This is a genomic window from Rhodonellum psychrophilum GCM71 = DSM 17998 (assembly GCF_000381545.1).
Taxonomy (GTDB): domain Bacteria; phylum Bacteroidota; class Bacteroidia; order Cytophagales; family Cyclobacteriaceae; genus Rhodonellum; species Rhodonellum psychrophilum.
Window position 1 is genome coordinate 12,960 of the sequence record NZ_KB906676.1, and the last position, 25,244, is coordinate 38,203.

The following is a 25,244-nucleotide window of genomic DNA, read 5'->3' on the forward strand; positions in this document are numbered from 1 at the left end:
TTCATGACATTAAAAGAAATAAGAGTTATAATTTCTGAATCTATTGAAGTTGATCATTTCAAAAATATTGAAATATCAATTCCAATTATTAACTCTGACAGTCCAAAAACCTCAAAAGGAATGGCTTCTTTTTTTGAGTTTCTTTTAGAACAAAAAAAAGGATATGCAGGTATTCCAGAAAGTTTGCCTTCAGAAATACAGGAATCAAAGAATCAGATTGAAATTTTAATTAAAAAGGTTGAGGAGTTTGTACAAACAAAATTGAAAGCAAATAATTCTCCAATTCATTATTGGGATAGAGAAGCACGAAATCTTAATAGGCAGCCATGGTTTTTGATAGAGATGCTAGAAACGAGGTTTTTAATAAATCTTTTTAATGCAAATGCTAAGTATTATGATGGTGCGTTAGCATTTGTTTTGGACAACATAGATCAAAATAGAATAAGGCAAAGAGATTATTTTATAGGTTCAATTCTGGCATATGAGTTTCACATAAAAGATGACGAATCAAAAATAACAAAACGTTTTGACCTCGAGAAAGCAACTTTAACTCGACTTAGAAATCATTACGATGATATTATTTCGGAAACCCAGCTCGAATTAGTGTCTCACTTAAAATCATCAAAAGAAGTATTTGATTTACACTCAGATGAAATCACCAAACTCAAAGAAGAAAAGGAACAGGTTTTTAGTGAATGGTATACTAGTGTTCAAAATGATCTAAAAACTTTTAATAAGGAAGCTCTAGATCAAATTAAGGATCTTGAAGTTCTGTATCGTGAAAAACTGAAACTTGAAGCACCTGCTCAATACTGGAATTTAAGAGCAACAAAATTAAGGAAGGAGGGATACCTTTGGTTAGGAGGTTTAATTTTGTCCATATTAGGTGGAGTTGGAATATTTATTTATGCCTTGCAACTCCTAGCAGATGGTACCATGAAAGAAATTTTTGATGACACTGCTACTGCCATTAAATATTCGATAACATTTATTACTCTGGTTTCATTTTTAGCATTTCTAATAAAAACTTTATCTAAGATGACCTTTAGTACTTTTCACTTAGTACGTGATGCAGAAGAAAGAGAACAATTGACATTTGTGTTTTTAGCAATGCAGAAGGAAAAGGCTATTGATCCGACCGAGAGACATTTGATCATGCAATCCCTTTTCAGTAGAGCGGATACAGGGCTTTTGAAAGACGATGGTTCTCCTACCATGCCGGGAAATATTTTTGACAAAATAGTAGCAAGCGGAAAATAATGAATAAATATTGGATTGAATTGAAGTTAGGAGAAGTTCTTAAAACCACTAGTGGAGGTACTCCTAGCAGAAGTAATTCTAATTACTATACAGGTTCAATTCCATGGGTTAAATCAGGTGAATTGAACCAGAATACTATTCTAGAAACAGAGGAGCATATTTCCGAGGAGGCAGTCAAAAACTCAAGTGCAAAAATCTTCCCAAAAGGGACTTTACTTATTGCTCTTTATGGTGCAACTATTGGAAAACTTGCATTCCTTGGAATAAATGCGGCGACTAATCAAGCGGTATGTGGGATTTTCAAGAATGAAGGAATTGAATCAAAATTCCTATACTACTTCCTTTTTCATAATAGAAGAAAACTTGTAGAAAAAGGGGCAGGTGGAGCTCAACCAAATATTAGTCAGACAATTCTTAAAAATCTTCCAATTGTTATAGCCCCCCTCCCCGAACAGCGGGCCATAGTCGCCCGGATCGAGGAACTGTTTAGCGAACTGGATCACTCCATCTCCAACCTCAATTCCGCTCAAGCGAAACTCGAAATCTACCGCCAAGCCGTGCTGAAAAAGGCGTTTGAGGGGGGATTTACTGAGGAGTGGAGAAAAACTAATTCATCTATTTCTGGTGAAGAAATTATAGGTCAAATTAAAATTGAACAGAAAAAATGGATTGATATAGAAACAATAAAAGGTAATTCAGAAGCAAAAAGATTGAAAAGTAAGCTAAATAAGGTAAAATCAACTTTTTCCGAGTTCAAAGAATTACCCCCTAGCTGGACTTGGACTACAATTTTGGAGTCCTCTAATCTAGTCGTTGATTGCCACAATAAGACTGCACCTTATGAAAAGGATGGTGTTTTTTTAATAAGAACCACAAACGTTAAGAATGGCAGATTGAATTTGTTATCTGGTATTAGGTTCGTTTCCCAGAAAACATTTGATTATTGGTCAAGAAGATGTGTTCCCGAATCAGGTGATCTCTTGTTTACAAGAGAAGCTCCAATGGGAGAAATTGCAATAATACCTGAAAATACGCAGGTATGTCTCGGACAGAGAATGATGCTTTTTAGAGTTTTTAATGATTTTTTGGAAAAAAGATATCTCTATTATGCAATCCAAGATCCTCTTTTTCAAGAAAGAATGGATAAAAGTGCCATTGGAACAGGTGTCAAGCATTTAAGGGTAGGTGATGTTGAGAATTTGAGTTTCCCAATTTGCTCGCCGAGTGAACAAATCCAAATCGTCCAAGAAATAGAATCCCGGCTTTCAGTAGCGGATAAGATGGCTGAGACCATTCGGACCAGTCTGCAAAAAGCAGAAGCTTTGCGGCAGAGTATTTTGAAAAAGGCATTTGAGGGAAAGCTGCTCACTGAAGCAGAACTTGAAGCTTGTCGCAAGGAGGCTGATTGGGAACCTGCGGAGAAGTTGTTTGAGAGGATTAAGAGTGAAAGGAAGAAATAACTATGGCTAAAGAAAAACAAATCGCTGCTCGTTTGATGCGATTGACCTGGAATAAATTCAATTGGCAGAAGCCTCAAGGACATAAATGGTCTAAGAGTAAGCAGGGAAATACTTCTGTTGCCTATGAACAGCAATTTGGATTTGGTCACGAAGAGTGGTTTTTAAATCCGGATTTTTATCATGAAGGATATCAGTACGGTTATATCCGTGGCGTTGATGGGATGCCCTATGAGGATTTATTTATTGACAAGATTATTCTTTTCACAATACATGGGGAAACCAAGGTTAGGTATTTGGTTGGGGAATTGGCTCAAGTGGAAATAATTCCTGAACCAAAGAAGCCGAAGAACATGCAGAAAAAGGAATAAAAATCCAAACATGAACAACATAAAGAAGTAGGAGCGGACTATCGTGTACTTCAAGAGGAAGGCCTAGGATTTAATGTTCGATTTAAGCCAGAAAATGCTAAAATCTATCCCGAATTGATTTTTTCTCCTTTTATCAATATCCATAAGTCAAAGTTTAGAAGGTTCCAGCCTTTCAAACTTTCCACAGAAGATTTGGGAAATCTTGGGATGGGGTTAATATCAAGCCCATCATTTGATTTCCTGCCAGGTGAAATTCTTTTTAAAGAAAAATTTAAGAGAGTAAGGGAGGCTTCTGAAACTAATGTGGCGAGAATTCATTCTCACATTACAAAAGACCTGTTTAAGTATCATAGAGATATTCTAGGTTTAAATGTGGTAAACCTTTCAGCTGAGAAAACTACAATTGGTCCAAGAGTCTTGGATTTCGTCATATTAGAAAACGATCAATTTTCCATTTTTGAAGTAAAGACAAGCCTATCTGGATTTTTAAACTTTAGACAAGCCTTGGGGCAATTGTTTGAATACGCATATTTAGATTCAAGAGTAAATATTAAAAAACTGGTCATAGTAGGTCCTGTGAAACTTAATGACTCAGAAAAAAGCTACTTCGAATCAATTAGAAAGCTAATATCTATTAAAATTGAATATTGGGCTTACGAGAAGAGTGAAAACGATTTAGGAAAAAAATTCTTGATTTATTGATTTTAAAATTATGACCGAATCTGCCCTAATATCAAAAGTCTGGAATTTTGCCAATGTACTGCGTGATGACGGAGTAGGCTATGGGGATTACCTGGAGCAGATTACCTATTTGCTCTTCTTGAAGATGGCAGATGAGATGTCCAAGCCACCTTACAACAAGAACATCGGATTCCCGAGAATCAAGGATACTGAAGGCAATGAGATTCCGAATGGTGAATTCTGTAGCTGGGAAACGCTGTCCAAAAAACGGGGAGCAGAATTGGAAGCTTTCTACACCCAGATGCTTCGCTCGCTGGGAACCGAAAAGGGAATCTTGGGTCAGATCTTTACCAAGTCCCAAAACAAGATTCAGGACCCGGCCAAGTTGCTGAAGGTGATCGATATGATCGGTAAAGAGCAGTGGACCATGGTTGGTGCTGACATCAAAGGGGATATCTATGAAGGTTTGCTGGAAAAGAACGCTGCCGATACCAAATCCGGTGCAGGGCAGTATTTTACTCCCCGTGCCTTGATCAAAGCCATGGTAGCCTGTCTTGATCCACAACCGATGAAGTCCATTCATGATCCAAGTTGCGGTACCGGTGGTTTCTTCCTTGCAGCATACGATCACATCATCAGAAATCATGATTTGGATCGGGATCAGAAAGCATTCCTCAAAAACAAAACCTTCTCAGGCAATGAGATTGTGGCTGGAACCCGCAGACTCTGTCTGATGAATATGTTCCTCCACAACATTGGAGAGATAGACGGGAATACATTCATTTCTCCAAATGATGCGCTTATAGCTGATGAAGGATTCCGGGTGGATTATGTGCTTGCAAATCCGCCTTTCGGCAAGAAGAGCAGCATGACCATCACCAACGAAGAAGGCGATCAGGAAAGACAGGATTTGAGCTATAACAGACAGGATTTTTGGGCCTCTACTTCCAACAAGCAGTTGAACTTCCTTCAGCATATCCGAACTCTGCTGAAAGTGAACGGGGAAGCAGCAGTAGTTCTACCGGATAACGTCCTATTCGAAGGCGGAGCAGGGGAAACGGTTCGGAAAGAACTTCTCAAAACAACAGACCTCCATACCATTCTCCGACTGCCAACAGGGATATTCTATGCAAATGGAGTAAAGGCGAATGTCTTGTTTTTTGACAATAAACCTGCTGCAAGAGAAGCATGGACGGAGAATGTCTGGATTTACGACTACCGAACCAATATCCATCACACCCTGAAAAAGGGAACCATGCAGCTCGAAGATCTTCAAGACTTCATTGATTGCTACAATCCAAGCAATAGACACAGAAGAAATGAAACTTGGTCAGCGGAGCTTTCTCCCGAAAATGGAATTGGTCTCGAAGGCAGATGGCGCAAGTTCACCTATGAGGAGATCATTGCCCGTGACAAAACCAACCTGGATATTTTCTGGCTAAAGGACAAAAGCTTGGCAGACCTTGACAATCTCCCCGATCCTGATGTTTTGGCTCTGGAAATCGTCGAAGATGTGGAGGCTGCTTTGGATGGGTTTAGGGGGATAATTAAAACACTATAAATGACTAAAATGGAAATTTATGAATTTGAGAAATCCCTTAAAAAATTAGATGAATTTATTAGCGAGGGCTTGGCATTGGAAGCAGGTATCCTTTATGATAGGATAAGAGAGAGCTTAGATCTTTATTCGGATGAGGATAAATATATTCAGCTTGAATCTTATTCTGAAAAAATTAATGCCGCCAAACAGATTCGAAAGAGAAACGAGGTCCTTGGTGCTGCGACTGAAGAATTCTTTAACTCCGTGATAAAAGAGCAAAAAAGGCAATTCGAGGTAATGACTGATATTAGGTGGTACCTAAAATTTTTCTTTTGGTTGGCTGTAATTGGTCTTATTCTTATGGTTATATCATGGCTGGTTTAGGGGGTGTATATGTAGAGAAAAGCTGTGGCAGGTAATATGGAGGTAGAATTTTGGTAGTTGAGTTATCCCAATTTAAAATAAACTAATTTGGGATATTTACTTATTTGGTTGGGATTTGTGGTCGAAAGTGCCATGATCGCTAGTAGCTAAGCAAAATAGAGGTTGAGGCTGGTTTTTGATGGGCGTATTGTTAGGTCCAATTGGCCTGTTGATGTCATTTTTGACCTCTGATAATGACCAGGAAAAGAACTTTCGAAAAGGGGATACAAAAAGATGTCCTTATTGTGCGGAGTATTTGAAGAAAGAGGCAATTGTTTGTAAACACGGTGGAAAAAGTCTTGGTCCTGGAGATTAAGATTTGATATATATTGAGCAAATTAAGATATGGCAACACTTTTTAAAGAAGTAAACTACAATCTGGCATCCTTGATCCAGCAGATTGATTTGGGATTAATTGGTCTTCCAGATATTCAGCGTCCATTTGTATGGAAGGACATCAAGGTGCGGGATCTTTTTGACAGTATGTACAAAGGCTATCCGGTGGGTTACTTTCTGTTTTGGGCAAATGCCAATATCGAAGGCACCAAAGGAATCGGAACAGTAGCTAAACAGAAACACCCTTCCTTATTGATTGTCGATGGTCAGCAGCGATTAACATCATTGTATGCAGTAATTAAAGGACAGGAAGTGATTAGGGAGAATTACGAGAAGGCAAATATCATTATTTCATTCAATCCTTTAGAAGAGAAGTTTGAGATCCCTGATGCCACTATTAGAAAGAATCCAAGATACTTCCAAAATATCTCCAAAGTATGGAGGCCTGACGCAGATATATTCGAAATAACAGATGAGTTTATAGAGCGATTAAGCCTGGTAAAGGAATTAGAAAAGGAAGAAATCAAAAAGATTAGAAAATCTTTTAATAACCTTAAAAATCTAGAGAATTATCCATTCTCTGCGCTTGAGCTTTCTTCAGAAATAGACGAAGAGCAGGTTGCAGATGTGTTCGTTCGAATCAATTCGCAAGGAAAGAAATTGAATCAAGCTGACTTCATTCTTACGCTTATGAGTGTGTTTTGGGAGGATGGAAGAAGGGGGTTGGAAGAATTTTGCAGACTTTGCCGACTACCAAGCAAAGAGTCTGCATCGCCCTTTAATTACTTGATTGATCCAGATCCAGATCAAATGTTGCGTGTTGGAGTAGGACTAGCATTCAGGAGAGCTCGGCTTCAGTATGTTTACAGCATTCTAAGAGGGAAAGACTTGGATACGGGAGAATTTAGCACGGACCGGCGAGCATTGCAATTTGGCAAGCTTCAAGAGGCTCAAAGCAAAGTTTTAAATGTCGTAAACTGGCATGAATTTATCAAAGCAATCAAACAGGCCGGATTTGCCCGTAAGGACTACATCAGTTCTTCAAACAATCTGCTTTATTCTTACATCTTCTTTTTGATTGGCCGAGAGGATTTTAAAATGGATCTATATGAGTTAAAAAACTTAATAGCGAAATGGTTTTTCATGTCTTCAATTACTCAGCGGTACACTGGCTCTCCTGAAACAGTAATGGAGATTGATTTAGCAAAGTTGAGAGGTTTTGAAACAGCTGCTGAATTCAAACAGATATTGGAGAGCATAATAGAAGCACAGCTAACAGATGATTTTTGGGAAATCAGACTTCCGTTAGATTTGGCGACATCTTCCTCCACCTCACCATCTCTTTATGGATTTTATGCTGCTCAGTACGTACTTGGGGCATTAGGCTTATTTAGCAAGTTGAAGACTTCGGATTTGTTGCAGGAGGGCTTACGTAGCAAAAAATCAGCTTTGGAACGTCATCATTTATTCCCGAAATCGTGGTTGGAGAAGAATGGATTTACAGATCAGACGGTGCGGAATCAGATTGCGAATTATGCTTTGGTGGAATGGAGTGATAATATCAATATATCGGCAAAGCATCCAAGAGAATATCTTCCTTCCTATCTGGAAAGATTAAAATCCGGAGAAAAGCAACAATTGTATTACTGGCATGCACTTCCAGAGGAATGGGAAGAAATGGTGTATTTGGATTTTCTGGAAGAGCGAAGAAAGTTAATAGCCAAGGTAATTCGTGATGCGTATTTTGTGATTAAAAATTGAGTATATGAAGTTGAAATTTGAATTTTGGGTAGAAACTGTAAATTCTATTAATGATGATGCAAAAGTACTTTTTGTGGAGTCAATCGTTTGCTATAAAGCGGGAGCCTATAGAGCTTCTTTATTATTATCGTACTTAGCTTTTGCAACTAGCCTCAAACATAGAGTTTTGACTGCTGACAAGCCAATCATTTTTCCCCAAGGACTATGGGATTCACATTTGAAAAAAGTCAGAAATGAAGATGTATGGGAGTCTGCTATTTTTGATTTAACGCAATTAAGAGTAGTTATAAATCAAGATGAGTCTATCCAAAGATCTCCAGTTTTCACAATTCCGAATTCTCTCAGAGATGAAATAAAATACTGGAAAGATAGAAGGAATGAATGTGCTCATAATAAAGGTAGTTTGATTTTACAGTCTCACGTTGAAGTCTTTTGGGCGTTCCTTCAGTCAAATTTGGGAAAAATCACCGTAGAGGGAGGTATAATGTCTTTAATTCAAAAGATTCAAAAGCATTACGATGTAAATTTCACTCCTAAAGGAAAAGATGTAACTCCGCTGATAAATGAAATTGAATCAGTAGTACCAAAAGATGATATTCGGGACTTTTTAATGAGGTCATTTGCAGTAATCCATGATTCTTATCAGTATCTATTTTTAAATAATGAGATATTGGATTATATCGATAAACTCCTGATAAGCGGAAATCAACAATTAATTACAACTTTTTCTGATTTTATTAAAAATGAAGAGTCTTTCCTCCAAGAATATTTGAAGCATAATCCAAATTTTGTAAATTGGCTTGGTTTGACTGCAGAAGATGTTCGTAATTTTTGGAAAACTAGACTTAGTAAATATTCAAATCCATTAGAAGTCTATGCTGCTTTGTTAAGAAATTCGCTAATACCTAAAGATGAGATAGGTGAATCGAACCTTTCTATAATAAGTTTTTTAAAGCATTTTGAATTAAACGAGGAAACTTATATTCCTTTGAAAAGGAATAGGTTTTATGATTGTCTAAGTGACTATCTTTTTTCATCCATTGAGGAAAAGAGCTTTAATTGGATAAATAGTAATTCATTTCTTTTCAAGAGTTATTTTCAAACTGAAGGATTTGATGAGTCATCTGTAAATTTCGTTTCTGGAGTACTTAGGCGTGATTATTCTCCGTTTTCCCTGGAGAATAGATTAGAAGAGTTGTTCAGCGAAAGAGATGATTTAAAAGAATCCTTTTTGGGAATATGTTCTAAATTAGGTATTGAGGTTCCTTCACAGTTTCAATAAAGATTGACATATGACACCAAAAGAAATCTCTTTCGCCGAAAACTACCTCTGTACCTTCAATGCAACTGAAGCAGCAAAAGCAGCACTATACAGTGGGTGTTCTGCACGGTAAATTGGTCACGAAAATTTGACAAAACCTCACATTCAAGCATACATTCAGGATAAGACGAATTCTAATTTGGAGAAACTTGGGGTTACTCAGGAAAGAGTTTTAAGAGAATTAGCAAACATAGCCTTCTCGAATGAGACGGATTAATTTTGAGGACGATTGGGCTCTGAAAGAATTGAAAGATATACCCAAATCAAAATCAGCAGGTATTATAACGCTTAAGAAAACCAAAACAGGAGTGATGATAATTATGCATGATCGACTTGGTGCTTTATTGAAACTATGGGAGTTGGTAAAAGAAAAGGTAACTATGTAAATCTGACTTTTTATGGTAGAAAAGCATGTAAACAAATTTCTTGAGGAGGTTCAAAAACATTCTGATAAATCCATCCAAAATGAAATAAATGAATTAAGGACTAAGGCGGTTGAGATACTTGAAGCATTTATTTTTAAGAATTTGAAACTTCAGAACCCTAGGACCTATTCCTTGATTTTTTTGAACAATTCCATACCAATCGAATTGCAATCTTTGCATCAAGTCAAATGTGCTCTTGTAATGCTTTTGAATTTGATCGATGATGGGGAATTTTTGGACCTGCCTAACTCAAGGGAAGCAAATTCGGTAATTTTTTATTCTAAAACTGAAAAGATTATCAGGGAGTCATTTGATGTGTTTGAAGAGCTTTTTAGTAATTACCCTGGTCAAATGGATGCAATAGTTAAGGATTTGAATAGATATTCCCAGATCCTCTCAGAAGAAGGTTTGTCAGAACGGCTCAATAAGTTAGGAGCAGGGTTAGAAGATGAAATAGAGTATTTAAAAAATATATTAGAAGATGTTTTGACTTGGGATGACTTTCGGCTCTACTATGGAAATGATGCCGCTGTTATGATCGCTACTTTGCAGAGATTGATTGCTTCAAAAATTGCAAAGCGTGAACTTCTGGGTGTTACAGGCGAAATCAAAAAGAACCTTGAAGATGAGAATTATCGCCTTGATATTTTTTCACCCAATGGCTTTAGGTTGTTTGATTATTTGATGAAAAATCATCTAACGACTGGAACCGGCTGGCAATCAGATATTGCTTTTTTTTACCGAATGATGAAAGAGATGGAGAAGAATCCGTTTATTCATGTAACTCAAAAATCCTTCAATTTATTTTTGGCCGATAAGTATCCAGAACTTGAAGCTATGGGAAAATACAAAGTATGGTTTGATGTCGATACTGTGAAGCGACAACAAGCTTATTCTGCCGCAAAAAGTGCTATAGGATTGAAATAGCAAAATTTTATTTGATCTTTTGAAAAAGGTACGATTTCGTACCTTGAAGGGTACGGACGAATTGAGACTTTGCATGAGCTAAATAATAAAGACATGCAAATGCAAACAATTCAAATCACTCAATTATCTCCAGAGCAGTTCGAGGAAGCGATCATAAAGGCGCTTAAATCCCAGCTTGATTCTATAAAAAAGGAAATCGCTCCTGTATTACCAAAGGAAGAATATCTCTCCAGAAAAGAGGTGGCAGAACTTCTGAAGATTGAATTAAGCACGTTGCACAATTGGTGCAAGAAAGGAAAGCTTCAGCCCTATGGCATTGGGAACCGTGTTTATTTTCTTCGTTCTGACATTGAGAAGGCTATGAAGCCATTAAACGGATCCGGGATATGAAAAATAAGATCCATCCCCATTTTATGGTTCACTACCATAGATGTAATTCTTCCCTCGATGAATTCTGTTTAAAGGACTGGGCTTCCTGTAAGGCTGATGTGCTATGGGTTGCCGCTTTACTTGATAATCTCCCAAATAAAATTGTTTTTAAAAAAGTACAATTTTCAGCAATCGGGTTGATTCACAGTAAGAACATTGATTCCGGTTATTTTTTGGCTTCAATTCATGAAATGAGTCGGCACGGCTGGGAAGAGATCCCATTAAACCCTTTTCTTACAAGTTCTGGTCTTCATAAAATAAAAGTCTTCGGAAAGCTAAGTGAGAGAACCATAGCTTTCCGGTTTGATTTTCCCAAAGAAGGATATCTCAAAGAACCACAAAAAGCTAGTGGGAAATGATAGATGATATTAAGTTTGAAATACCGTTTGACCCACCTTTGGAATTCAGACAAAAAATCACCCATCCATTTGAGTGGAATGGTATGGTTTTCAGTCCTGAATTTAACAAAAACGGGGATGTGACTAGCTATACCGGAGAGCTAAAAAACCTTTACCTGAAAATGATCTCAGGGAAAATCATAGTGGTAAACTCTCTGCATAAGTTTTACCACGGGAACAATTATTCTGAATTTACAGAGTGGGAAATTAAGCAGTGCATGGAGACTTTGAGTGCTGTTTTTGGTGATGTGTTTTGGGAATCCAGAATCACCAAGTTGACAGTTGCCATCAATTTAGAGTGTGATCCGAAGCGGATTATTGAAAGGTTGATTTCTTTCAAAGGAAATCCAATGGAGCCGATGAGACCCAGGAACAGTCGGACTGTTTATGGGAAGAGGTATCCAAGTACACATTATAATATCAAAATTTATGATAAACAGTTTGAGGTTAAAAAATGTGATCGATTGGACATTGTTCCAACTCTTAGGATAGAAATCGAAATGAACATGGCTTATTTTCAGAAGAGAAGGCTGAATCCTATTCTGATATTTAATCCAAGGGACCTTTGGAGCCAAAGCGCTGCTGCATTTCTGACTTTTGAATTGTATGAAGTCATTTCTTCATTAGGTTTTGATTATGGTTTAGATCCTGAGCAAGCCAGAGATTTTCATGATGCTTCGGTTATTATCTTTATGAGCAATCCATTGTTTAAAAAGGTCTTGAAGAAGAAATCAAACTATAGGACCTACAAAGGTTATGAGCGAAGATTGGAGGAGTTGCGCCAGGAGTTTAAAGGGGAGGACTATAACCAAATGCTAGAAAAATTACTTGAAAAAAAACTAAAGTTCTTGAATTCAATTCCAGTAGCATAAAAAGTATGCATTTTATACATAGAATGTTTAATGAAAATTGCCTGTATTTAATGCAAGGTTTTTCACGAAAGGTTAAAAAAGCGAAAACCAAGATAGTTTGACATGTAGTATAGCAGAAAAAGGTTGTATTTAATGTTGTGATAAGCTTGAATCAAAGGGATGCAAATTAGGGGTTGAATTATGTTTGTGTCAGGACTATTGGGAAACCCAGACAACCTATAAAAATTTTCAGGTTTATTCAGGTCCAAATCACCCAAAGAGCCTAAATGCTGCCATAATTTTGATTTCCATACAAGTAGGCATGAAATAGTTAATAATCAGTAGATCAATAGAGGGATAAACAATGAAAACAGAAATCGACCTTGGAAACGAAAAATTGTTTTTAACAGACAAAGAGCTTCACTTTGTTGGCCACTATTTGGGTGGTGCAAGAATGAATGCAACAAAAGCAGCGAAACTTGCAGGGTACAGTGCGCATACAGCAAGACAGCAGGGTTATGAAAACCTTACAAAACCTTACATCAAAAAATATATTCAAGCGAAATCATCTGACATCCTTGAAAAAATTGGGGTAACACAGGAAAAGGTTTTAGAAGAGTTAGCAAAGATCGCTTTTGCGGATGTCACCGATTTTTTTAACGAGGATTGGTCTTTTAAATCCCTTAGTGAAGTTGATCCCAAAAAAACAGGGGCAATCAAATCTTTTAAGAAAACTGAAACTGGATATTCAATCCAATCCCATGACAAAATGAAAGCGTTGATGATGCTGTGGGAACTGGTGAAAAATGATCATCCTTTAGAATAAACTGTAAACTACCAATAATTGAAAATCGACCTATGAAGATAATTTATATTCCTGATTCTGAAAATACCGATTTAACCAAATGTTACCAATTGACAAATGGTCAAAATGAGGATATTGGAACTGTAGAAGGATTTGGAAATAAGTACGGGGAATTAGTAAGTGTTGTCAAAATTTTTCATCCCAATTATCAAAGAAATGGCTATGGTTTTGAAGCATTTGAAAAAATATTTAACGAAATAAACAATGTGGTTCCAATTACTATCATTAAAGGTAGTTGGCACGCTGGTGAAGAGTTTCAAGATTTTGAAGATAACATGTCTACAAATTTAAAAATTTTCAAAGAAAACTTAAAAACCGAAACAATAGAAACGAGTGCTTTTTTAACACCTACTGGAAAATGGGCAAAAGCCTTAGGATTTAATAATGTCAATATTAAGGCCTTTTATGAAGATGAGGTTTTAGTTGATTTCACCAAGTAAATTAAGCGACCTTGTTAAAAAATCGCAGCAACCTTTACAATGAATGTTTATTATTTTCCAGACTAAAAAAACCGAATTCTCTAAATGTTTGCCAATGGTTTGCCAATAAAAGCAAAAACCCCTTCAGAATCGCTTCTAAAGGGGTTTTGTGTACCCAGAGCCGGAGTCGAACCGGCACGAGTGTAACCTCATTGGTGTTTGAGACCAACGCGTCTACCAATTCCGCCACCTGGGCATGCAATTTCAAATTCTGGTAAGAAACTTGACCCGTTCCTTTCTGATCGGGATGCAAAGATGAATAAAGATTTTATTCCATGCAAGTCCTTTAGGGCAGTTCCAGGATTTTTTTTGAGCTGAAAGCGATTGGCTTTTCCGAAAAAAGGGGCTTCGTAGCACCCCAGACGGATTTAAAGAGCTCGGAATCACGATATTGATCCAAGGCTTCCTCGTTTTCCCAATGGCTAAAAGTCATGAAAATATTTTTCTGGTTTTCGTCCTGCCAGAGTTCCAGATGGTGACAACCTCGGAATCCCCGGATTTTTTCCTTGATGGCGTGGAAATTGGAAAGAAATTCCTCCACCGCATTTTCCCTAAAGGTCATCCTGACTACTCGTATCAGCATATCAAGCCTCCTCGGGGAAAAAATTAATGAAAACAGGACTGTCCAGCCTCAGGCCGAGCAAATCCGCACCATGCCCATGGTTGATGCCAATTTCCAATAGCTCCAAACTGTTGAAGATCGCAAAGCAATCGCCCGGCTCGACATGGTCGTAGGTCTTGTTGAGTTTGGTCAGGGATTCCCGGCTAAATTCGATGGTGAACTTTCCTGGATTGAGCTTATCGAAGATTTCCTTGCTGATGTTGGTCAGCAGATTGCCATAATTGTCCACCCGCACGACATGGCCGATGATTTGTTTCCGGGTGGCCTTGAACTGCCTGGGGATCATTTTTTTCATCTGCATCAAAGGGCCTCCAAAATCATGGATGGCTGCGCCGGAGGCAACTTTTGCGGCGATGGGTGCCAAAATGTCCTTGGCAGGAAAAGTGCTGTCCTTCAGGTGGATATCCGCAAACTGTACGATGATGCCGGGGTCATGGTCCGACAATAAGCTCAAAACCCCATTGTTGGGGCCAACAAAAATATGGTCTTCCAGTTTAATACCAATAAAACCATCGGTCATGTTGCTGGTGCCATTCAGGGCCATCAAGTGGATGGTTCCTTTGGGGAAATCCTTGTAAACCGCCCTCAAGATGAAGGCCGCATGGGCAATGTCGTAGGTGTCTACACTGTGTGAAATATCAATAATGTTCAATTGGGGATTGATCGATAACATCTTCGCCTTAACCGCCGGGGCATAATAATCCCCGTCTCCAAAATCTGATGTGAATGTTATCAGTGCCATATGAGCAAGTCTATTAAAATTTTGTATTTTTGTGATAGGTCAAACAAAAGTAGAAATTTTATTCTTTAACCTTTACCAGAATCCTTTAAATCAAAACAAATCGATTGGTAGAAAAAGTAATTACCTTAGAAAACATTCCGTTACTGGACTTTTTGGGCTCAGAAAACGAGAATATCCGTCAGATTGCCGCCGCATTTCCGGAAAGCAAAATTGTTTCCCGAGGCAATGAAATTCGGATCCAGGGTCGTGCACCCGAGATTTTAAGAATCAACGATGTCCTCAACATGCTCCTTCAGCACTTCGAAAGATTCGGACGGATCACCGCCGATAATGTCAAGGAGTATATCTCTCTGGAGGGGGTTCCGTTTGAAGAAAACATCAAAAACGATGTCATCCTTTACGGAAACAAAGGCGTCGTGGTCAAACCCAAATCCGAAAATCAACGCAAATTGGTAGAATCCGCCTCCAAAAATGACTTGGTCTTTGCACTGGGTCCAGCTGGAACGGGCAAAACTTACATCGCCGTGGCTTTGGCCGTCAGAGCATTGAAGAATCGGGAGGTCAAACGCATCATCATTACCCGCCCTGCAGTCGAGGCAGGAGAAAACCTCGGGTTTTTGCCAGGGGATTTGCAGGAGAAACTCGATCCATATCTGAGACCTATTTATGATGCTCTGAGCGATATGGTTCCTTCCGAAAAACTCAAATTCTATCAGGAAACCAGGGTGATCGAGATTGCTCCTTTGGCTTATATGAGGGGGAGAACTTTGCACGATGCTTTTGTATTGTTGGACGAAGCACAAAACACCACCAACGAACAGATCAAAATGTTTCTCACAAGAATGGGCCCCAACTCCAAGGTGATCATCACCGGAGATCAGACCCAAGTGGATCTCCCGACCAAACAAAAATCAGGGCTTCGTGAAGCATTGGCTGTACTCAAGGACATCAAGGGAATCGGCGTGGTGACACTCAGCGGAAAGGATGTGATTCGACACCGATTGGTGAAATCCATCATTGAAGCTTATGAAAAAGACGATGCCAAAAAAGAACAAAAAAGAGATGAATATATCAGTAGAAAAAGTCCAGACGGAGGAGCAGCTTAATACCATTTTCAAAATCAGGGAGGATGTTTTCGTTGTGGAGCAGGAAGTGGATCCGGCTGAGGAATACGACGAATTCGAGAATACTTCGACGCATTTCCTTGCCAAAATAGAAGGGGAGCCTGCGGGAACCGCCCGCTGGAGGTTCACCCAAAACGGAGTCAAACTGGAAAGATTCGCCGTATTGAAACCCATGCGGGGGAAGGCCGTTGGACAGGCTTTGGTAAAGGCCGTCGTGGAAGACATTGCTTCCCATGAATCGGCAAAAGGGAAACTGTTGTACATGCACGCCCAACTTACTGCCATTCCTTTGTACGAGAAATTTGGTTTCAAAAAAACCGGCCCCATGTTCGAGGAATGTAATATCCAGCATTTCAAAATGGAACTGTATTTGTAGAAGGGTTTTTCCCTAACTTTGTTGATAATTTAATTTTATAAAAATGAAAAAATCCATTTTTGGCTTCTTGGCCATATTCCTGATCAGTTTTTCCATCTACGCACAGACTGACATGCAGCCTGCTGTCAAAATGGAAAAGGACCACAGTACCGGCGAGATAAAACTGAATTTTCTCAACACCATTATTTTGGGATCCATTGAGTTGGGCTATGAACAGTTTCTTTCCCGTGAACAATCCATCGGCGTAGAGCTACACCTCAATGATAGATTTGGCTACAATTCTCAAAAGGGGAATAGGGATTTCGATGCCAGCTCGGTGCTCGTTTCCTATAATTTCTATTTTGATGGGAATCAGGATGCAAAACTTTATCTCTTTCCTTTCTTCAAATACAGATTTGGGGAATTCACCGAAGCCATTGACGGAATCACCACGGTGACCAATCTGAACTCTGGTTACCTTGGCCTTGGGGCAGGTTACAAATGGGTTTTCAATGACAAGTTTGCCTTTGGGCCTTATGCCAACATCGCCCGCGGATTCAGTTCCGAGGTCAATGACCGCTTTTCTGCAGTGGAATTCAAAGCTGGATTTTCTGTAGGATTTCGATTTTGAAATTAGTCGTTTAATTTATAGTGAAAGGAGCCCAAAGGGGTTCCTTTTTTTGTTTTAATGCCTAGATTAATGGAAAATTCCTTGCCGATGAGATTCAGTGAGTTTCCATTTTTAAGATATATTCTTTTTTTCGTGTTGGGGATTCTGTTGTACCCCCTTCTGGATTCTTTTTCTCCACAATTCTATTTGGGGTTTTTGGTTTCCTTGTTTCTTGCCTATGTTCTGCTTTTGGTTGTGCAGGAAAAATGGAATCGATTTTTGGTAAGGCCTTGGCTGTCGGTTCTGGCCTATGCCCAATTGCTCTTAACCGGCGCTTTTTTCAGCCATCTGACAGACAGTCAAAACCATCCTCAGCATATACTCCATCGGGAAAAACCACTGACAGGATATGTTGCTGTGGTCCTTGGCAATGATGAACAAAAGCCCAACTCGATTGCCAACAGACTTTTGCTTAAATCCGGCTTTGAGGGGAAGGATCATTTTCCCCTTCAGGGGGAAATCCTCATTTACCATCGCGGAGATGCCGGATTGCAGCCAGGCGATTTGTTATGGGTGAAGGGAATGCCGCAGGAGATTTCCCCACCGGATAACCCAAAGGAATTCAACTACCGGAAGTTTTTGCAGCGGCAGCAAATCTCCCACCAGCACTTCATCGGCAATCGGTTCCGTAAGTTGGGAACTGTCAATGAGCAACCTGTGGAAGATTTGTTCCTGAAAATCCGATCGGGAATCCTTCGGGAAATGGATCTGAAAATCATCGATTACCAAGCCAATCAGGTCGCGAAAGCGCTGCTCCTTGGCCAAAAGAAAAACATGCAGAAAGACCTCAGCGAAGCCTATGCGAGTACGGGTGCCATGCATATTTTGGCAGTGTCGGGGCTTCATGTGGGGATCGTTTATGGATTCTTCTTTCTTTTTGTCAAACCCTTTCGCCTTTCCCTAGGCAAAAGAATCCTATACCTTTCCTTTCTTATCCTGATTATTTGGGGCTATGCCTTGTTGACGGGAATGTCACCTTCGGTGATGCGGGCCGCGACGATGTTTTCCTTGATGGCCCTCGCCCAAATGAAATCCAGAAGCCCCTCCATTTTCAACGCCATAGCGCTTTCTGCACTCATTCTGTTGGCTTTTGACCCCTTTCTGATCTATGCGGTAGGGTTTCAGCTTTCTTACATGGCGCTTTTGGGGATCTTGCTTTTCCAACCCTTGATCGTGGGGATTTGGTTGCCCAAAAATAGATTCTTGGAATATGCATGGCAGATTTCTTCGGTGGGTATCGCCGCCCAATTGGCCACTTTTCCCATCTCGGTTTATTATTTCCACATGTTCCCCACCTATTTTATCCTGTCCAATCTCATCGCGATTCCCGGCGCTTTTTTGATCATGTCCGTTGGGGTGCCATTCATGGTATTGGCCAAGGTCCCCTATGTTTCGGAAGGGCTGGGCTGGGTGGTGGAGAAATTGATTCTGCTGCTGAACCAATTGATTTTTGCTGTCCAGGGTTTGCCCATGGCCAAAATCTCCAATCTCCATATCGATCCTGTTTCCATTTGGATGTATTGGTTTGTCTTGGCGATGTTGCTCCTCCTTTGGGTGATGCCCATGAAATGGCAGTTATACACGGGAATGCTTGCGCTTTTGGTTTTTGGAGCCTTTCATTTCTCCAAATTTGTCTTTCCTTCCGATGACAAGGAATTGCTCCTCTATGCCTCAGGGGGTGGATTTGCGATGGATTACCGGCAAAATGGAGCGGTATTTTATTGGGAGGAGAGTGTGGAAGAAGCAGACCTCTCTTATAAAGTACTTCCCAACAGGGGGAGTTCCGGTGAAATCTTGAAACTTCCAGCCTTCGGTTTGGAAAACAATCTGAAGGTTTGGCTTCCCAAAGGAAATGGAACGGTTACCTTTACGGGTGCCCATTTGGTTGTTTCGCCGGTGGCAACAGTGAAAGCCGTCCACCACTGGAAAAATGAGCAGTGGATGCCGCTGGATTTCAAGGATACGATTCCGGTAGGCACAAATGCGATAAAGATCAACCTAAACTAGTCTTGAATTTTGGAAGGGAGCAACTTGTGGTTATATTTCCCTTTGTAGTCCTTTCCCCACAGAATCAATGTGGGATCAAAAAAATTAAAAAAATATGAGCGATTATCTCAGTGTAAACATAAAAGACCGGATTGGATATTTGGAATTGAACCGACCCGAAAAGCGGAATGCGCTGAATGCCGAAATGGTCGAGGCGCTGAAGGAGGCCTTGACGGATTTGGGGATAAATCCTGATGTGAAAATCATCGTCATCAAGGCTGCCGGAAAGGTGTTTTGCTCCGGGGCGGATTTGGAATACCTCCATTCCCTTCAAACCAATACCTTTGAAGAAAATCTTGCCGACAGCAGGAATCTAAAAGCACTTTTCCACCTGATTTACACTTCTCCCAAAGTGATTATTTCCCAGGTTCAGGGGCATGCATTGGCGGGAGGTTGTGGGCTGGCATCGGTTTGTGATTTTTCCTTTGCCGTTCCCGAAGCCAAATTTGGCTATACGGAGGTCAAGATTGGGTTCATTCCGGCAATTGTAAAGGTTTTTCTGCTGCGCAAAATCGGGGAAGGAAAAGCCCGCCAATTGCTTTTGGATGCCGATCCGATTTCTGCGGAGGAAGCCAAAAACATCGGACTCATCAATTGGGTGGTGAATGCTGATCAACTTGACGAAATCGTCTATGATTATGCCCAGAAATTGATCAAACAAAACTCAGGTAGCGCCATGGCCCTGACCAAAGAAATGATTGCAAGAATCCAAGAACGGACACTCGAAGAAGGGTTGGAATATGCAGCCGCCATGAATGCCAAAGCCCGCGGTACCAGTGATTGCAAAAAAGGGATTGATGCATTTTTGAACAAAAAACCCATTACCTGGTAATTTGAAAACCCAGGCCTTACATATTCTCCAGACAATTTTTGGATTCGAAGACTTTCGTCCCATCCAGTTGGAAATCGTGCTTTCTGCGATGGAAGGGAAGGATTGTTTGGCATTGCTGCCGACGGGAGGAGGAAAATCCATCTGTTTTCAAGTGCCGGCTTTGGCGCAGGAAGGGATCTGTCTGGTCGTGAGCCCACTGATAGCCCTGATGAAAGACCAGGTGGACAATCTCAGGAAAAAAGGGGTTTTGGCCGCCGCGATTCACTCCGGAATGCATTTCCGGGAGATCGATACGGTTTTGGACAATTGTATTTATGGCAATTATAAATTCCTCTACGTTTCACCCGAGCGCTTGAAAACGGAGATTTTCATCGAGCGTTTCAAGCAGATGAAAGTCAACCTGATCGCGGTCGATGAGGCACATTGTATTTCCCAATGGGGATATGATTTCAGGCCATCCTACCTGGAAATCGCGAATATCCGGGAATTCCATCCGAAAGTGCCTTTTATGGCGCTCACGGCTTCGGCCACTTTGGTCGTCAAAAAGGACATCATCGAGAAGCTGGAGTTGAAGAAGCCTGAGGTATTTGTGCGCTCTTTCAGCCGAAAAAACCTCAGTTATTCGGTGAGAATAGTGGAAAACAAGCTGGAAAAAGCCATAGACATCCTCAAGCGGGTACCGGGATCCTCCATTGTGTATATTCGAAACCGAAAAGGGACCAAGCACATCGCCAACGTCCTCAACCAAATGGGGATTTCCGCCACATTCTACCATGCAGGTGTGGATGGGGCATCCAGGGAATCCCGGCAGCAGGATTGGAAATCTAACAAAATCAGGGTGATGGTGGCCACCAATGCTTTTGGGATGGGAATCGATAAGCCTGATGTGAGGACGGTGATCCATTTGGACTTGCCCGAAAACCTGGAAAACTATTATCAGGAAGCCGGTCGGGCAGGAAGGGATGAAATCAAGGCATTTGGCATTTTGCTGACCAATGCGCAGGACATGATTGCGCTGACGGAGAGGGCCGCAATTGCCTATCCTCCGACTGAATTTCTCAAGAAAGTGTACCAAAGTCTGGCCAATCAGTACCGGATTGCGGTGGGAAGTAGCTTGTTTGTGAGTTATGATTTTGACCTGGCGGATTTTGCAAAGACCTATAGGCTGGATGTACTTTCCACCTACAACGCGCTTAAGGTTCTTCAGGAAGAGGATTTGGTGGATTTGAATGAGAGTTTTTTTGTCCCTTCTTCCATCCATTTGCTGGTGGATCCGGGAAAGCTCTATGAATTCCAGATTTCCAATGCAAAACTCGATCCCCTGGTCAAAGCCCTTTTGCGGACATTTGGAGGGGAGCTTTTTGTCGAATATCTGAAAATCCAAGAATCCAAACTCGCCAAATCCATCAATTTGCCCGAATCCGAATTGATCAACCAACTTGAACAATTGGACAAGTTCGGGATATTGGCATACAACAAAAGGAAAGACAAACCTCAGGTGACTTTTCTCTCTCCCAGGTATGATGCGGGAAAACTCCCGCTGAACGCCAGAAGGATTGACGAAAGGAGGGAAAACACCAAGGTAAAGGCGGCCTCGATGATAGCCTATATCCATAACCAGACACTTTGTCGGGCCAATCAGATTTCCCAATACTTTGGGGAAGAGGGGGATTTCTTTTGCGGAATCTGTGATACCTGCATCGCCAATAAAAAGGCAGGGATGCTGGATAAGGTAAATATAGACCTTCGGCAAAAGATCCTTCAAACTTTATCCGATGGAAAAGCGTTTTCTATTCATACGCTACAAGAAACACCAGGCCTGAAAAATGACAATTTGACACTTGGTGTGCTCAGAGAAATGGAAGAGGAGGGATTGATTCACTCCGAAGCCAATGGAAACTATAAAATCAAAGCCTGATGCCCTCATTTATCGACGAAATAATTGGAAAATTATTTCCCCAAAAAAAGACACCGATTTCAATCAAAGAAAATTTTGTGCAGTCGGAAACGTCCAAAGCCGATACTGAGAAATGGTTTGGGTCCGATGAAGGCAAGAAAATCTTGGCATTGGTCCATAAAAACTACCATTACAAAACAGCAGGCATCAACGATTCCCCGGAAATCCACATTCTCAAATCCCCCTATGCGAATGGTTTTGCGATCAGTTATGAACATCCCTTCGATGAGAAAACTTTTTCGATGCTTTTCTTTGCATTTGGAAGGCGAATGTTAGATTTGGGTTATAATCAAGTTAGTCTGGATAGAAAAATCGAAGAAATCAATGACGATGTCCGCACAATCGAGAAACAATATTTCAAACCGCCCCTGAGCAGTGCGGATCTGATAGAGCAGAAAATCGATCAGCTCTATGGAAATATCAGCGTAGAAAAAACGAGCATCAACGATAAAGCAAGTTTTCTTAAAATACTAGTTACCGTATATTCGGATCACCTATATCAAAAGGCACGTCCATTTGACCTGTTTATTGATGATTTGTTTCAAATTTAAAATATTATGAATAGAATTTCCCTAAGAGAAAACCTTCAAAATTACCGCACACCTTATGAAGAGGAAGCAGATTTTACTTCCGAATTTCTAGAATTGACATTTGATGACCTGGCCTTCAAAAGGGAAAGACTCGAGGGTCATTTTACCGCATCTGCCTGGATCGTAAACAAAAGGAGGACACATTCCCTTCTGACTTTGCATGGCAAATTGAACCGCTGGCTACAGTTGGGGGGACATGCCGATGGCAATGAAAACCTATTGGAAGTTGCCATGACAGAAGCGCGCGAAGAAAGCGGCCTCACCTCCCTGAGATTGGTAGACAGGCGGATTTTTGATATAGACAAGCATATCATTCCCCAAAGGGGCGATGTGCCGGAGCATTTTCACTTTGATGTCAGGTACCTGATCGAAGCGGAATTGGATGAGCCATTGATCATCAGCAAAGAAAGCAATGACTTGGCATGGATCAATTTTGATTCTATAGAAGACATGATTGGTTTCAATCCCTCCATTGTGAGAATGTTGGAAAAGACGAACAAATCGGAAATATTGATCTGATGGTAAAAAAATATACCGTAGAGGAGGTAAAATCCTCCTTTGTTTTTTCAATCCCCATCCAAATCAGGTACTCCGATATAGATGGGTACATGCATGTGAACAATGGGATCTATTTCAATTATTTTGAACATGCCCGTGCCCAATATCTTTTCCGGGTCTGTGATTGGGATATTTTGGAAATAGGTACCGTTGTCGCCAATATCAATCTTGATTTTTTCAGACCCATGCACGTTCTGGATCTCCCTATTGCCTATGTGCGCTGCCTGGAAGTCGGTAAATCTTCTTTTGTTTTGGAACAGGTGCTGATGGGTTTGACGGCTAATGGGGAAGAAAAAGTCTTTGCTTCAGCCATGACCACCATGGTATCCGTGGATATGAAATCCATGAGGCCAACACCGGTTCCTTCCGAATACGTATCAAAAATGCTGGTCGGTACTTTTGGCAAGGCATAAATCCCTATCTTTGCCCAAAATTCAACCACGTGAAAAGATCAATTATTTTGCTGAGTGCCCTATTTCTCATGTTCTCGTGCTCACCCTCAGAACAAGAGCTGTTTGACGAAGGAATCAAATTGATGGAGTCCGGACAATTGGATAAATCAATCGGGTTTTTTGACCGGGCAATTGAAAAAAATACAGAATTTATCGCTGCGCACAATGCGAAAGGAGTCGCCTACTTCCAACAGGAAGCGTACGACAGTGCAATCGCCTCCTTTACTGCGGCGATCCGATTGGATTCCACTTCCTATAAGTCATTCTTCAACCGGGGCAATGCCCATTTGGAGAAAAAATCCTACAAAGAAGCCTTAATTGATTACAATTATGCCAATGGTTTGGACCTCCAGCAAGTTGATGTCTATTACAACAGAGGTTTGGCGCTGCTGGGCATGGAAGCTTACGAAGATGCCCTGTTGGATTTTGACATGGCGCTTCAGGCAAATCCAAACCAACCTTTGGCCTTGTTCAACAAAGCAAAAGCCCAATTGGGGAACAATGATCCTCTTGGAGCCTTGGAGACTTTGGCCGCCACTGTGGAGGTCGATAACCGAAACGGAGCCGCTTTTTATCTTTTGGGAGTGACCCAAATGAGTGCTTTGGGGATGAAAGAAGAGGGTTGCGCCAACTTGAAGATGTCCTTGAGTTTGGGTTATACCGAAGCCAAAACTTGGATCAACGATTTTTGCCAAGAGTAATGGCTGCGATAGGGAAGGATATTACCACAGCCAAGGGTTTGCTGGAATCCGGCGAGTTGGTTGGGATTCCAACGGAAACCGTCTATGGTTTGGCGGGAAATGCCTTTGATCCCGATGCCGTAGCCAAAATCTTCGCAGTCAAAGACAGGCCAAGTTTTGACCCACTGATCATTCATACGGCATCCTTGCACCAAGTTTCCGATTTCACGACCCATATTCCAGATTCACTTTTTCTATTGGCAAAAAAATATTGGCCTGGACCATTGACGCTTTTATTGGAGAGAAAACCCAATATTTCTGACTTGGTCACGAGTGGTTTGGACACCGTGGCGGTGAGGGTTCCCCAACACCCTTTGGCACTTTCTCTGCTGGCATCTTTGGATTTTCCCTTGGCTGCTCCGAGTGCAAATCCTTTTGGATACATCAGTCCTACCCAAGCGGACCATGTAAATGCCCAGCTGGGTGACAAAATACCCTATATTTTGGATGGTGGGGATTGTAAAGTAGGATTGGAAAGCACCATAGTGGGCATGGAGAATGGCCAAGTGACTGTCTACCGTTTGGGTGGATTGGATATCGATGCCATCGAGTCGGTTGTTGGCCGGGTTGTTGTAAAGACCCATTCCAGCAGCAATCCAAAATCTCCGGGAATGCTCAAAAGCCATTACGCACCGAAAAAACCATTTGTTTTAGGCAATCTAAAAGAGTTGGTCAATTCATGTATAAGCGAGAAAAAAACCTTCGCGGTATTGTCTTTCAAAAAGCACTTTGCCGAAATCCCAGAGACCCAACAACTGGATTTAAGTCCTACGGGAGATTTGGACGAGGCGGCAAAAAATCTTTTTGCCGCGATGAGGGCTTTGGATAGCATGGATGTTTCTGTAATTTTAGCAGAACTTTTGCCCGAAGAAGGTTTGGGCAGGGCAATCAACGACAGGCTGAGGAGAGCCGCGGCCGATAATAAACAGGGATTGCATCATTCTAGCTGAAAAGAGGGAGGATTTAAAATCTTGTCTTTTTCCGGTTCTGTAAAAAAATAATTAAATAAGCTTCGGATTTCCGACTTTCAAC

At 40.8% G+C, this 25,244-nt stretch carries 27 protein-coding genes, 1 tRNA gene and 1 pseudogene; 26 read left to right on the plus strand and 3 right to left on the minus strand.

The window, feature by feature from the left end; genetic code table 11:
• Nucleotides 1-3 precede the first annotated feature (3 nt).
• The 15 genes and pseudogenes from F824_RS0107975 (at nt 4) to F824_RS0108050 (ending at nt 13,485) form a co-directional block, all read left to right on the plus strand.
• Entirely contained in the window at nt 4-1,260 is a 1,257-nt protein-coding gene (locus F824_RS0107975; RefSeq protein ID WP_019597348.1) for a DUF6161 domain-containing protein, read from the plus strand.
• A 20-nt stretch (nt 1,261-1,280) separates the two neighbouring features.
• Nucleotides 1,281-2,720: a restriction endonuclease subunit S gene (locus F824_RS0107980; RefSeq protein ID WP_161629762.1), complete on the plus strand. Its 1,440-nt coding sequence runs from the start codon at nt 1,281-1,283 to the stop codon at nt 2,718-2,720.
• Nucleotides 2,721-2,722: 2 nt separating this feature from the next.
• The gene (locus F824_RS0107985) at nt 2,723-3,088 is read left to right on the plus strand and encodes a hypothetical protein (RefSeq protein WP_019597350.1); all 366 of its coding nucleotides are present in this window, start codon (nt 2,723-2,725) and stop codon (nt 3,086-3,088) included.
• A 192-nt stretch (nt 3,089-3,280) separates the two neighbouring features.
• Entirely contained in the window at nt 3,281-3,790 is a 510-nt protein-coding gene (locus F824_RS0107990; protein ID WP_154654328.1) for a hypothetical protein, read from the plus strand.
• Nucleotides 3,791-3,800: 10 nt separating this feature from the next.
• Nucleotides 3,801-5,330 (plus strand): class I SAM-dependent DNA methyltransferase, encoded by a 1,530-nt coding sequence (locus F824_RS0107995; RefSeq protein WP_019597352.1) that lies wholly within the window; start codon nt 3,801-3,803, stop codon nt 5,328-5,330.
• A complete protein-coding gene (locus F824_RS0108000; RefSeq protein ID WP_019597353.1) occupies nt 5,331-5,693 on the plus strand; it encodes a hypothetical protein in 363 nt (120 codons plus the stop codon).
• Between the two features lie 384 nt (nt 5,694-6,077).
• Entirely contained in the window at nt 6,078-7,829 is a 1,752-nt protein-coding gene (locus tag F824_RS0108010; protein ID WP_019597355.1) for a GmrSD restriction endonuclease domain-containing protein, read from the plus strand.
• A gap of 4 nt (nt 7,830-7,833) precedes the next feature.
• Nucleotides 7,834-9,111 carry a hypothetical protein gene (locus tag F824_RS0108015; RefSeq protein ID WP_019597356.1) on the plus strand — a complete coding sequence of 426 codons (1,278 nt, stop codon included), beginning with the start codon at nt 7,834-7,836 and terminating at the stop codon, nt 9,109-9,111.
• 10 nt (nt 9,112-9,121) lie between these two features.
• Nucleotides 9,122-9,367: pseudogene (locus F824_RS28170) on the plus strand (terminase small subunit).
• 181 nt (nt 9,368-9,548) lie between these two features.
• Nucleotides 9,549-10,502, plus strand: coding sequence for a hypothetical protein (locus tag F824_RS0108025; protein WP_019597358.1), 954 nt, complete (start codon nt 9,549-9,551; stop codon nt 10,500-10,502).
• A gap of 93 nt (nt 10,503-10,595) precedes the next feature.
• The gene (locus F824_RS0108030; RefSeq protein WP_019597359.1) at nt 10,596-10,892 is read left to right on the plus strand and encodes a helix-turn-helix domain-containing protein; all 297 of its coding nucleotides are present in this window, start codon (nt 10,596-10,598) and stop codon (nt 10,890-10,892) included.
• Entirely contained in the window at nt 10,889-11,290 is a 402-nt protein-coding gene (locus tag F824_RS0108035) for a hypothetical protein (RefSeq protein ID WP_019597360.1), read from the plus strand. Before F824_RS0108030 ends, F824_RS0108035 begins: the two co-directional genes overlap by 4 nt.
• A complete protein-coding gene (locus F824_RS0108040; RefSeq protein WP_019597361.1) occupies nt 11,287-12,201 on the plus strand; it encodes a hypothetical protein in 915 nt (304 codons plus the stop codon). Before F824_RS0108035 ends, F824_RS0108040 begins: the two co-directional genes overlap by 4 nt.
• Nucleotides 12,202-12,544: 343 nt before the next feature.
• Nucleotides 12,545-13,006 carry a terminase small subunit gene (locus F824_RS25690; RefSeq protein ID WP_019597362.1) on the plus strand — a complete coding sequence of 154 codons (462 nt, stop codon included), beginning with the start codon at nt 12,545-12,547 and terminating at the stop codon, nt 13,004-13,006.
• Between the two features lie 32 nt (nt 13,007-13,038).
• Nucleotides 13,039-13,485, plus strand: a complete 447-nt coding sequence (locus F824_RS0108050) for a hypothetical protein (protein ID WP_019597363.1) — start codon at nt 13,039-13,041, stop codon at nt 13,483-13,485.
• Between the two features lie 151 nt (nt 13,486-13,636).
• Here F824_RS0108050 and F824_RS0108055 read toward each other — a convergent pair.
• The 3 genes from F824_RS0108055 to F824_RS0108065 form a co-directional block, all read right to left on the minus strand.
• Nucleotides 13,637-13,720 (minus strand) — tRNA-Leu (locus F824_RS0108055).
• Between the two features lie 90 nt (nt 13,721-13,810).
• Complete coding sequence (locus tag F824_RS0108060; RefSeq protein WP_022582205.1) at nt 13,811-14,107, minus strand: putative quinol monooxygenase; 297 nt, start codon at nt 14,105-14,107, stop codon at nt 13,811-13,813.
• Nucleotide 14,108: 1 nt separating this feature from the next.
• Nucleotides 14,109-14,888, minus strand: coding sequence for an SAM hydrolase/SAM-dependent halogenase family protein (locus F824_RS0108065; protein ID WP_019597365.1), 780 nt, complete (start codon nt 14,886-14,888; stop codon nt 14,109-14,111).
• A 104-nt stretch (nt 14,889-14,992) separates the two neighbouring features.
• Between F824_RS0108065 and F824_RS0108070 the strand changes: the two genes are divergently transcribed.
• The 11 genes from F824_RS0108070 (at nt 14,993) to F824_RS0108120 (ending at nt 25,162) form a co-directional block, all read left to right on the plus strand.
• The gene (locus F824_RS0108070) at nt 14,993-15,994 is read left to right on the plus strand and encodes a PhoH family protein (RefSeq protein ID WP_019597366.1); all 1,002 of its coding nucleotides are present in this window, start codon (nt 14,993-14,995) and stop codon (nt 15,992-15,994) included.
• On the plus strand, nt 15,951-16,388 hold the full coding sequence (locus F824_RS0108075; RefSeq protein WP_033405225.1) for a GNAT family N-acetyltransferase: 438 nt from the start codon (nt 15,951-15,953) through the stop codon (nt 16,386-16,388). Before F824_RS0108070 ends, F824_RS0108075 begins: the two co-directional genes overlap by 44 nt.
• A gap of 43 nt (nt 16,389-16,431) precedes the next feature.
• Complete coding sequence (locus F824_RS0108080; protein WP_019597368.1) at nt 16,432-16,998, plus strand: hypothetical protein; 567 nt, start codon at nt 16,432-16,434, stop codon at nt 16,996-16,998.
• Nucleotides 16,999-17,067: 69 nt separating this feature from the next.
• Nucleotides 17,068-19,044, plus strand: coding sequence for a ComEC/Rec2 family competence protein (locus tag F824_RS0108085; RefSeq protein ID WP_019597369.1), 1,977 nt, complete (start codon nt 17,068-17,070; stop codon nt 19,042-19,044).
• Between the two features lie 94 nt (nt 19,045-19,138).
• The gene (locus tag F824_RS0108090; protein ID WP_019597370.1) at nt 19,139-19,915 is read left to right on the plus strand and encodes an enoyl-CoA hydratase/isomerase family protein; all 777 of its coding nucleotides are present in this window, start codon (nt 19,139-19,141) and stop codon (nt 19,913-19,915) included.
• Between the two features lies 1 nt (nt 19,916).
• Nucleotides 19,917-21,833 (plus strand): RecQ family ATP-dependent DNA helicase, encoded by a 1,917-nt coding sequence (locus tag F824_RS0108095; protein WP_019597371.1) that lies wholly within the window; start codon nt 19,917-19,919, stop codon nt 21,831-21,833.
• Entirely contained in the window at nt 21,833-22,423 is a 591-nt protein-coding gene (locus F824_RS0108100; protein WP_019597372.1) for a hypothetical protein, read from the plus strand. Before F824_RS0108095 ends, F824_RS0108100 begins: the two co-directional genes overlap by 1 nt.
• A 6-nt stretch (nt 22,424-22,429) precedes the next feature.
• Nucleotides 22,430-22,981 carry an NUDIX hydrolase gene (locus tag F824_RS0108105; protein WP_019597373.1) on the plus strand — a complete coding sequence of 184 codons (552 nt, stop codon included), beginning with the start codon at nt 22,430-22,432 and terminating at the stop codon, nt 22,979-22,981.
• A complete protein-coding gene (locus F824_RS0108110) occupies nt 22,981-23,433 on the plus strand; it encodes an acyl-CoA thioesterase (protein ID WP_019597374.1) in 453 nt (150 codons plus the stop codon). The genes F824_RS0108105 and F824_RS0108110 overlap by 1 nt, the downstream gene beginning before the upstream one ends.
• Before the next feature lie 68 nt (nt 23,434-23,501).
• On the plus strand, nt 23,502-24,173 hold the full coding sequence (locus F824_RS0108115; protein WP_019597375.1) for a tetratricopeptide repeat protein: 672 nt from the start codon (nt 23,502-23,504) through the stop codon (nt 24,171-24,173).
• Nucleotides 24,173-25,162: an L-threonylcarbamoyladenylate synthase gene (locus tag F824_RS0108120; RefSeq protein ID WP_019597376.1), complete on the plus strand. Its 990-nt coding sequence runs from the start codon at nt 24,173-24,175 to the stop codon at nt 25,160-25,162. The genes F824_RS0108115 and F824_RS0108120 overlap by 1 nt, the downstream gene beginning before the upstream one ends.
• The last annotated feature ends 82 nt before the right edge of the window (nt 25,163-25,244 follow it).

Coding starts and splice junctions, on each gene's coding strand:
- F824_RS0108025 (WP_019597358.1), top strand. CDS start 9,549: ATGGTAGAAAAGCATGTAAACAAATTTCTTGAGGAGGTTCAAAAACAT.
- F824_RS0108075 (WP_033405225.1), top strand. CDS start 15,951: ATGAATATATCAGTAGAAAAAGTCCAGACGGAGGAGCAGCTTAATACC.
- F824_RS0108000 (WP_019597353.1), top strand. CDS start 5,331: ATGACTAAAATGGAAATTTATGAATTTGAGAAATCCCTTAAAAAATTA.
- F824_RS0108060 (WP_022582205.1), bottom strand. CDS start 14,107: ATGCTGATACGAGTAGTCAGGATGACCTTTAGGGAAAATGCGGTGGAG.
- F824_RS0108030 (WP_019597359.1), top strand. CDS start 10,596: ATGCAAATGCAAACAATTCAAATCACTCAATTATCTCCAGAGCAGTTC.
- F824_RS0108105 (WP_019597373.1), top strand. CDS start 22,430: ATGAATAGAATTTCCCTAAGAGAAAACCTTCAAAATTACCGCACACCT.
- F824_RS0108015 (WP_019597356.1), top strand. CDS start 7,834: ATGAAGTTGAAATTTGAATTTTGGGTAGAAACTGTAAATTCTATTAAT.
- F824_RS0107975 (WP_019597348.1), top strand. CDS start 4: ATGACATTAAAAGAAATAAGAGTTATAATTTCTGAATCTATTGAAGTT.
- F824_RS0108120 (WP_019597376.1), top strand. CDS start 24,173: ATGGCTGCGATAGGGAAGGATATTACCACAGCCAAGGGTTTGCTGGAA.
- F824_RS0108050 (WP_019597363.1), top strand. CDS start 13,039: ATGAAGATAATTTATATTCCTGATTCTGAAAATACCGATTTAACCAAA.
- F824_RS25690 (WP_019597362.1), top strand. CDS start 12,545: ATGAAAACAGAAATCGACCTTGGAAACGAAAAATTGTTTTTAACAGAC.
- F824_RS0107985 (WP_019597350.1), top strand. CDS start 2,723: ATGGCTAAAGAAAAACAAATCGCTGCTCGTTTGATGCGATTGACCTGG.
- F824_RS0107995 (WP_019597352.1), top strand. CDS start 3,801: ATGACCGAATCTGCCCTAATATCAAAAGTCTGGAATTTTGCCAATGTA.
- F824_RS0108110 (WP_019597374.1), top strand. CDS start 22,981: ATGGTAAAAAAATATACCGTAGAGGAGGTAAAATCCTCCTTTGTTTTT.
- F824_RS0108090 (WP_019597370.1), top strand. CDS start 19,139: ATGAGCGATTATCTCAGTGTAAACATAAAAGACCGGATTGGATATTTG.
- F824_RS0108035 (WP_019597360.1), top strand. CDS start 10,889: ATGAAAAATAAGATCCATCCCCATTTTATGGTTCACTACCATAGATGT.
- F824_RS0108100 (WP_019597372.1), top strand. CDS start 21,833: ATGCCCTCATTTATCGACGAAATAATTGGAAAATTATTTCCCCAAAAA.
- F824_RS0108010 (WP_019597355.1), top strand. CDS start 6,078: ATGGCAACACTTTTTAAAGAAGTAAACTACAATCTGGCATCCTTGATC.
- F824_RS0108085 (WP_019597369.1), top strand. CDS start 17,068: ATGGAAAATTCCTTGCCGATGAGATTCAGTGAGTTTCCATTTTTAAGA.
- F824_RS0108080 (WP_019597368.1), top strand. CDS start 16,432: ATGAAAAAATCCATTTTTGGCTTCTTGGCCATATTCCTGATCAGTTTT.
- F824_RS0108040 (WP_019597361.1), top strand. CDS start 11,287: ATGATAGATGATATTAAGTTTGAAATACCGTTTGACCCACCTTTGGAA.
- F824_RS0108115 (WP_019597375.1), top strand. CDS start 23,502: ATGTTCTCGTGCTCACCCTCAGAACAAGAGCTGTTTGACGAAGGAATC.
- F824_RS0108065 (WP_019597365.1), bottom strand. CDS start 14,888: ATGGCACTGATAACATTCACATCAGATTTTGGAGACGGGGATTATTAT.